General features: G+C 28.4%; 2 protein-coding genes. Both read right to left on the reverse strand.

Annotated elements, in window-relative coordinates; all coding sequences use genetic code 11:
• Nucleotides 1–308 precede the first annotated feature (308 nt).
• Nucleotides 309–1,751: a bifunctional metallophosphatase/5'-nucleotidase gene (locus tag ACJDUH_RS19655; protein ID WP_406766932.1), complete on the reverse strand. Its 1,443-nt coding sequence runs from the start codon at nucleotides 1,749–1,751 to the stop codon at nucleotides 309–311.
• A 218-nt stretch (nucleotides 1,752–1,969) separates the two neighbouring features.
• The coding region (locus tag ACJDUH_RS19660; RefSeq protein ID WP_479723062.1) for an EF-Tu C-terminal domain-related protein at nucleotides 1,970–2,092 on the reverse strand (123 nt) is incomplete at its 5' end.

Below are 2,092 nucleotides of genomic sequence, written 5' to 3' on the forward strand. Positions count from 1 at the left end.
GATCAAACTCTCAATTTAAAAGTTTGAATTCTTAAGCTCATTCGCTTACTTTAATTAAATAAAAGAATTGCTGGTTTACCTTAATATATATCTGTTTAATTTTCAAAGACCAATTTGTTTTGCCGTCGTCTGACAGCTTTTATATCTTATCATTTATAAATTATTTTGTCAACAACTTTTTATTTTTAATATTAATTATTTATTCTTTAGTCTTCTATTTTTTTAATCCATTAAAACCAAAGTTAGTTTTTTTATTTATCATATTATGTATTATGGAAATAACGCTATTTATAAAATTTTCTCTAAATCTATTTAATTTTAATCCATCTTTCATAGTGAGCGCTTATAACAAACTCATTTTTCTGCAAGTATTCTTCTAATGTATCTCTTAAATATTCTGCATTATATTTAATTAATTTATTATTAGATAAATTAGTGTATCCAGTACCACGTTGTAAATAATCAGAGGTAGCTATAGAATACCATCTATCCTCTTCTAAAGGTTTATCTCCAATAAAGAAGTTAACGATATCTTTCCCAATGTATTCGATATATCCGCCAGAAAGATGCAATCTTCCTAGATACTTTCCCCTAAATCCTGAACCTTTTCCATCTTGCATACAAAAATCCGAATCTAAACTTTCCTTAAATGCTTCTTTTATATCTTTCCCTAGAACTTTCATTTCTGTTGGATTAAGTGGTGATGGACATATTTCTAATAATTTTTTCTTTGAAACTTCCCCTTTTTTTAATCCGCCATTAAGTACTCCGCTGTTAATAATTCCTATATCACACTTTAACACTTCTCTTAAGGCATCAGCCAAAAAATTTGAAATTGGATTTTCTTCAACTACATCATGCCATAGATTTTCATTTATTTTATAAAGCGGCTCGCTTAATTTATTTATAGCTTTTTCTTTATTAGCCTTTAAGCTTTTAATTATACATTCATTCGGCTCAGAAGAATTAATGTTTATATTTATTCCTTCAAAGCTATTTATTCTTCCATCATATTCAAAGTGAAGCTTCCCTAAATATTCTCCATAGCACCCAGACATATGTATTATTGAGTTATTTATTTTAATAGCTTCATCCATTAATATATGGCTGTGTCCATTAATAATTATATCTATATCATCAACTAAATTTGCTATTTCTTCATCTTCCTTCATGCCGCAGTGAGATAATAAAATGCATATATCATATTTCCCTGTATTTTTCTCAATTTCTTTTTTTATTTCATCAACGGCATTTGTTGTATGCATACCACTTAGATTATAAAACTCGTTGATTTTCCCATAGGGACTAGTTCCTATAATAAGAAATTTTACCCCACTCTTTTCAAGTATTCTGCTTCTTTTTACTCCTTCTAAAGTAATTAAAGAATTTTCATTTGTCTTATTAGAGTTATTACTAAATTTATATAAATTACAGGATAAAAACGAAATAGAATTACTGGCAGCTAAAACCTCAGCAGCTTCTATTCCAGCAAAGCCTTCATTATTACCCATAGCAATGGCATCATATCCTGCAATACTTAGAAGTTCACTGCCAGCCCTACCCATTGTTCCTTGCAGCTCAAGTCTCATAAAATCGTTAAAATCACCTGCATCTAATACTATTGTATTTTCATCTCTTAATTCATTTATTTTTGTTGATATTTTTGCAAAGTTCTCAAACCTACTGTGGATATCATTTGTATGTAAAATAGTAAATCTCATTTCATCCCCACCATCTTTACTTATATACATTTATTACTAATTTCATAATCAAACTATAAGTAATTACTCCTATTATGTCAATAAGTAGTTATTGAATATCACTTTTATTAATGCCCAATAAAAAAGTATACTGCAAGTTTTGCAGCATACTTTTCATTATTTCTTTAAAATAAAAAAGGAAGAGCGTCCTCTTCCTTTTAAGCGTAAGTATACTTACTTTATTAATGTACATTAAATTTTATTTTTAATTATCCAAGAATGCTAGTAACAACTCCTGAACCTACTGTTCTTCCGCCTTCTCTTATAGCAAATCTTAGTCCTTCATCCATTGCTACTTGAGTTATTAACTCAACGTTCATATCTATATGGTC

It is taken from the genome of Candidatus Clostridium radicumherbarum (genome assembly GCF_045310525.1).
GTDB classification, from domain to species: domain Bacteria; phylum Bacillota; class Clostridia; order Clostridiales; family Clostridiaceae; genus Clostridium_AT; species Clostridium_AT radicumherbarum.